At 36.5% G+C, this 6,339-nt stretch carries 5 protein-coding genes; 4 read left to right on the forward strand and 1 reads right to left on the reverse strand.

Annotated features, from left to right (window positions below):
* Nucleotides 1-73 precede the first annotated feature (73 nt).
* The 4 genes from GQR39_RS08175 to GQR39_RS08185 all read left to right on the forward strand — a co-directional run bounded on the left by GQR39_RS08175 (nt 74) and on the right by GQR39_RS08185 (nt 3,248).
* The gene (locus tag GQR39_RS08175; RefSeq protein ID WP_240918188.1) at nt 74-709 is read left to right on the forward strand and encodes a transposase; all 636 of its coding nucleotides are present in this window, start codon (nt 74-76) and stop codon (nt 707-709) included.
* Nucleotides 710-805: 96 nt separating this feature from the next.
* Complete coding sequence (locus tag GQR39_RS20470; protein ID WP_346774493.1) at nt 806-913, forward strand: helix-turn-helix domain-containing protein; 108 nt, start codon at nt 806-808, stop codon at nt 911-913.
* Nucleotides 894-2,501 (forward strand): sulfotransferase family 2 domain-containing protein, encoded by a 1,608-nt coding sequence (locus tag GQR39_RS08180; protein WP_165735335.1) that lies wholly within the window; start codon nt 894-896, stop codon nt 2,499-2,501. Before GQR39_RS20470 ends, GQR39_RS08180 begins: the two co-directional genes overlap by 20 nt.
* Before the next feature lie 99 nt (nt 2,502-2,600).
* On the forward strand, nt 2,601-3,248 hold the full coding sequence (locus GQR39_RS08185; protein ID WP_165735336.1) for a hypothetical protein: 648 nt from the start codon (nt 2,601-2,603) through the stop codon (nt 3,246-3,248).
* A gap of 1,074 nt (nt 3,249-4,322) precedes the next feature.
* Here the strand turns inward: GQR39_RS08185 and GQR39_RS08190 are convergent.
* Nucleotides 4,323-5,780 carry a hypothetical protein gene (locus tag GQR39_RS08190; protein WP_165735337.1) on the reverse strand — a complete coding sequence of 486 codons (1,458 nt, stop codon included), beginning with the start codon at nt 5,778-5,780 and terminating at the stop codon, nt 4,323-4,325.
* Between the last annotated feature and the right edge of the window lie 559 nt (nt 5,781-6,339).

A 6,339-nucleotide genomic window follows, 5' to 3' on the forward strand; every position in this document is an offset into this window, starting at 1 on the left:
TTTGCATGATTACTTCTTTTATCGATTTTTAGGCTAACCTTATTGCATATTGTTTAACTTGTTAAGGTGCTTTATGAGTCGACCGTTACGCTTAGAGTTTGCTGGTGCGCTTTACCATGTCACTTCACGGGGCAATGGTCGGAATATCATTTATCTTCAGGATGATGATTTTGAATTGTTTTTAGCGATTTTAGCAGATGCCTGTGATCGTTATAATTGGGTTGTTCATGCCTATTGTTTAATGACTAATCATTATCATCTTTTGGTCGAAACGCCCGATGCAAACCTTAGTAAAGGGATGCGCCACCTAAATGGTGTTTTCACCCAATCAATGAACCGTAGACATGGCCGTGTAGGGCATTTATTTCAAGGTAGGTACAAGGCCATTTTAGTTGATAAAGATGTCTACCTGCTCGAATTATGCCGATATATTGTTTTAAATCCAGTTAGAGCTAAAATGGTTAATTCTCCCGATGAGTGGTTGTGGTCTAGTTGGCATTGTATGCTTGGGAATGTTGATTCGCCAGAATGGTTATCGACAGATGCTTTACTGAAGTTATTTGCTAATAATCGGCGAGATGCTATTCGAGCCTATATTGTCTTTGTTAAAGATGGTGTGGGTAAGTCAGTATGGGATGATTTACAGCATCAAATATTCCTAGGTGATGATGATTTTGTTGCAAAGCATCAAGAAATGCAAAGTGAATGAGAAGGAGATTTACTTGAAATTCCTTTTAAACAGCGAAGTGCAACACCTCGGACACTAAAAGAATACCAATCTAATGCAATAAATAAGCACCAAGCAATACTTAATGCATATCGCTCTGGTGGTTATACGCAAAAACAGATTGGTGATTATTTTGGCTTACATTACTCTCAAATTAGTCGTATTATTGCAAAATACAAGACTTGACCCCGTGAGTGTTTCTAAAGGGTATACAACTATTATATGGTCTAACGAAAGTTTGTTTGTTAGTTACGAAAGGTTACGTCATGTACTTGAAAGGTTGAATAGTGATTTTGAACTTGAAACAGTAACGTTTATTCGCAGGCATGATAAGTGGATTAAGTCAGCATATTTGCAATGGGGTATAAAGCATAAGTCATATTTAGGTGAAGTTAAAAGCTTTAAGGAGTGGAGTAAAAAGGGCGTTAATTTTTCGGAACACATGCAATTATGGGCAGGCTTTAATGGTGCAAGGTGTCACTTTATCAACTTTGATAGTTGCGTTGACGCAAGTCAGGCTATGTTTGAACTTCTAGGTCTAAAGAATAATATTTCTACAATTAGAATTAATGAAGCCCCTAGTCAATTAGAGATCGCGATGTATGCACTGTACAACTCTTTGTTTACAGAACAAGTTTTGCCAAGAGAGCTCGGTGTATTATTAAAAAAACATAAAGTAGGTTCGTTAAATACCCCAGATATAAATTTGAAAGGTTTATTTCCAACAGCTGAAGAGTTAAACAGTGTGCTAGTTAACTCTAAAAAAGATTTAGATGCAGTTAATTTATTAATGAGGGATCAAGGGGGCGAACCTTTTAACAATGAGGTTAGTAATATAAAATCAGATGCTCCAAATATAACAAATGAAAAAATAATTGCTATCTTGTTACATATTGTAAATGAACAAGAAAAAAGTATTGAGTCTTTAAATAATGCAATAATAAGTAACAATGCAGTTGTTAAAGCAAAAAAGAGTAATAAATCCGGCTTCTTATACACAGATAGCAGTATTAATAACCTTAACAATAATGCTAAGCATCAATTCTGTATGGATTATGCTATGCAGGTGTATGATAGCGATACTATATACTCATTTATACCTAAAAATGGCTGTTCTACATTACGTTTATCGGTTGCTATGGCTAACGGTTGTGTAAGTAGTATTGAACAAGGTAATTGGATACATACTAACAACCAAACGTTTAAACCCACCTTAAAAGAGGCGGCGACCGCACAATATAAGTTTGTTGTACTGCGTTGCCCATTTAGGCGCTTAGCGAGTGTATTTTTAGATAAATTTGTAGCCAAAGAGCTCGATGCTTGGCAGTACCGCGATTTACTTAAACGAGAGGTTAAACTTGATGATTTAACCTTTGAGCAATTTGTTGAATCGCTTGCTGTGCCACCTATGAAAGGTGCCAATATACATTGGAAACCACAGAATCAGTTTTTATTGTATAAAGAGTATGACGATTACTTTTCCTTAGAGCACTTTGATAAAGCGATAGTCACATTAAAAGAAAAAATAGATTTTAATGTGGTTGATGCTCGCAGTTTGACAGGGCACGGTACTGATAAATATGAAATGCTTAACGATGATAACTACAGCCAAACCACAGCATTTGATATTGCCGTACTTAAGCGCGGGGGTAAATGCCCAAGCCATAAAGCGCTCTATACTGAAGAGTTAGTGCAGTTGGTTAAAAAACTTTATGCTGATGATTTAGCTCTTTATAGTAAACACTGTGATGAAAACGATCTTTTGTTTAGCTGATTTAACTTTCTTACCTGCTTTAATTAAAGTGTTTTATTAATTTAATAAAGCACTTTATGCAACTCTTATACTTTCCTCTTTAATTTAAGTAATTGAAAAATGAAAAAAACTCTGATTACCACCTCGCTTAGGTTAATACCTAAAACACTTCAAAACAAAGCTTTGTGCAAGGCGTTAAATTACTTATTTTTAAACGCGCCCTTGGGTAACTTAAAAGGCGAAGTAGTTAAGCTAAATGTGACTGATATTAAAAAAAGTTGGTTTGTAAGCTATGGCTATACAGGTTTTGAAGCAACTAAGTTGCGTAAATTTAGCGCGGAGATAAAAACCAAGCTTAATGTAGCAATGAGCTTAAACGATAAACAAGTAATTATTAATGCGTTACAAAACGGTGAGCTACAAGTTACGGGCGAGCCAAACGTGGCTGAAGCTATAACTAATAGCTTGTATACGCTTGACGAAAAGCGTTTAGAAAGTATAGCTAACCATTTATTTTCGTTTTTTAATATAAAGAACAAACAACCTCAAAAAGCGCCGCGTTTAGATATACATAATATTAAAGATAGTGATTTAACTGATCCGCTTAATGTGGATTTTATTCGTGATGAAGCTATGAGGCTTGAAAGTACAGATTTGAAAAAAGCATTAAGCTTAATGCTACTCGCCCAACAAGCCCGCCCTCATGGTAAGGTAATTAATAATAAAGTGAAGACCTACCAAGCCAAGCTAGCCACCACCAACCAATAACATATTTGGTTTTATACCCTATAAACAAGTGATTAAGACATGATTATCACCACAGAGAACACAGAGTGCACAGAGAAGTGAAGGGGAAGCTCTAATAATTCCTCGGTTTAGCGCGCAGCGCCTCTGTGTCCTCGGTGGTAGATTTTTTTTATAAAGTGATTAAGACATTGTTATCACCACAGAGAACACAGAGTTCACAGAGAAGTGAAGGAGAAGAGCGAATAACTCCTCGGTGTAGCGCGCAGCGCCTCTGTGCCCTCGGTGGTAGAATTGTCTTGGGCTAAAGCTCTTAAAGTGACTAAGTCATTGTTATCACCACAGAGAGCACAGAGCAGTGAAGGAGAAAAGCCAATAACTCCTCAGTGTAGTGCGCAGCGCCTCTGTGCCCTCGGTGGTAGATTTGTCTTGTGCTAAAAGCTCTTAAAGTGACGAAGTCATTGTTATCACCACCGAGAACACAGAGTGCACAGATAAGTAAAAGAGAAGAGCTAATAACTCCTCGGTGTAGCGCGTAGCGCCTCTGTGCCCTCGGTGGTAAAATTGTCTTGGGCTAAAAGCTCTTAAAGTAATTAAGACCTTGTTATCACCACAGAGAACACCGAGAACACAGAGAAGTGAGGTAGAAGAGCTAATACCTCCTTGGTGTAGCTCGCAGCACCTCCGTGCCCTCGGTGGTAGAATTGTTTTTATAAAGTGATGAAGACATTGTAATCACCACCGAGAACACAGAGTTCACAGAGAAGTGAAGGAGAAGTGAAGGAGAAGTAAAAGAGAAGCTCTAATAATTCCTCGGTGTAGCGAGCAGCGCCTCTGTGCCCTCGGTGATAAATTGTTTTTATAAAGTGATTAAGACATTGCTATCACCACTGAGAACACAGGGGGCACAGAGAAGAGCAGATAGCTTCTCTGTATGGTGCTAAGCGCCTAGATGGTAACAATACTTTAATTACTATAAAGGTAACACAAGGGAAGTGGGGCAAAGCATAAACATCGGTTTGCACCAGATTAACTGGTGCACAAACCATCTCTACTAAATCTTATATAATTATTTGAAGAGCTAGTAGCTGCTTTGGATTAATTTACCAAAGGGTCCAAAATGTTTTTAGGTAAATTACTAATACTGAAACGCTCCCAATTATTAGCGACTTTACGATTAGATAAAACTTTACCAGAAGGCCCTGTACACAAATAACATTCTTCAGTTTTTATTAGGTAGTAGCCGTCATTAGTCTTAATTAATTCGGAAAGACTTTTAAAGTTATTATTAGCACTTTTTGTAAGACCTTTCTTTGATAAAAATAAAGGAACTAGAACAGTCTTGTTTTTTATAGTAAAAAACGAAACTTGGTTTGAAGCGGATATATTCAATGCAACTAATGAGAGGTTGTCGGTATGGGCTTTGGATGCACTAACCGTAATACATTTATTTTTAATATGATCAAAATATAATACTTTCCCAGCTTTACTTTTTATTTGCTTACATTTTTCTTCTTTTAAATTATTTTTTAGTGATAACTCCATAAAACCTAGAGTGTATTCATTGACTTTATTAATAATAAATGAGTCTTTAGGGCTTAGCTCTAATGCAATTTTCATCAGGTTTAGTGCCTTTTCAACACTTATTTTTTCTAAAGCTAAAGCTGAATCTCTAATTGTATTAATATTCTTTTCTGATTGCTTTTTTATGGGTTTTACTTGTGGTGAAGTGACAAGTTTTTCAAGTTTTTCTCGGCTTTTTAGTAGTGTTTTATTTTGCGGCTTCTTTTCTAAAAGTTTGGTGTAGTAATAGCTAGTTGTTCTGAGCAATTTACCTTTTTTTCTTAGGTTTGTTATATCTACTTCTTGTTTATTTATGAAGCCATTTAACATTTCTTTAATTAGATCGGAATGCTGTGCTAAAAAATAATATCCTTGGCTATGCCCGTATCCATACATTTTTATATGTTTTAAATTAGGGAATCTATTTGCATGTTTTACGTCAATTGGATTGAGGGGGTCGTATATTACAAAACCCTTGCACTCCCCCATATTTACGTCTCCGTAAGGGCCTGACCAATCTAGGTGCTGTGAAGCTTTAGTTGTAGCTTGGTTGTCCCATGGAACTAGCGCTATATTTTTTGTACTAACGGGATGAAATAAAATTGCATGATCTAATTTTAGCGCGTTAGCATAAGCCCCAATTCCAAATCCTCCCTTACTATTTGCGTACCCTAATCGTATTTTAAAAGGCTTTAATGCAACCCCTAACTTTTCTATAAATGCTGAAAATTCTGGATGCATAAAATAGTTATTTTTATGGGCACCTAGTACACCAAAACATAAAATATTTATATCGTATCGACATAAAAAGTTAAAATTAAAAGGGGCGATGTTCGGATTATTATTGATTTTTTCTCTGTTAGGGGGAAAGGTGATTACAATTGGCTTATTTAAGTCTTTTATTTTGTATCTGTAATACATGTCTGCGACAGTATCTTGGCCATTTTGTACTGTACTTAAATCAGCATTTTTTAGCACTTCCAATATTTTCACGGTATCTCCCTTTACGTTCAATTATATTTTTTATGTATGAACAGAAGTACTACAGACTCCTTTTTCATAAAGCTTTTTTATGGGCGTATTCTATATGTATCATCATGATGACGTAAAGATTTTATAACTCCTCGGTGTAGCGCGAAGCGCCTCGGCGTTCTCGGTGGTAGATTGTTTTTAAAAGTGATTAAGACATTGTTATCACCACAGAGAACACAGAGTGCACAGAGAAGTGAAGGAGAAGAGCTAATAACTCCTCGGTGTAGCGCGAAGCGCCTCTGTGCCCTCGGTGGTAGATTTGTTTTTAAATATACAACGAAAGTGATTTAGAGACTATTATCACCACAGAGAACACAGAGAAGTGAAGGAGAAGATCAAATAACTCCTCGGTGTAGTGCGCAGCGCCTCTGTGCCCTCGGTGGTAGATTTGTTTTTATAAAGTGATTAAGACATTGTTATCACCACAGAGAACACAGAGCTCACCGAGAGTGAAAAAGAAGATCCAATTACTCGTCGGTGTAACTGTTAGAGCTGGCTTTTTTGCTAAGTTAGATTTTAA

Source organism: Pseudoalteromonas sp. C8 (genome assembly GCF_011378685.1).
In the GTDB taxonomy this organism is placed as follows: Bacteria; Pseudomonadota; Gammaproteobacteria; order Enterobacterales; family Alteromonadaceae; genus Pseudoalteromonas; species Pseudoalteromonas arctica.

What these genes read in the sequence shown, in the direction of transcription:
- GQR39_RS08175 (WP_240918188.1), top strand. Translation starts at nt 74, where the DNA reads ATGAGTCGACCGTTACGCTTAGAGTTTGCTGGTGCGCTTTACCATGTC.
- GQR39_RS08185 (WP_165735336.1), top strand. Translation starts at nt 2,601, where the DNA reads ATGAAAAAAACTCTGATTACCACCTCGCTTAGGTTAATACCTAAAACA.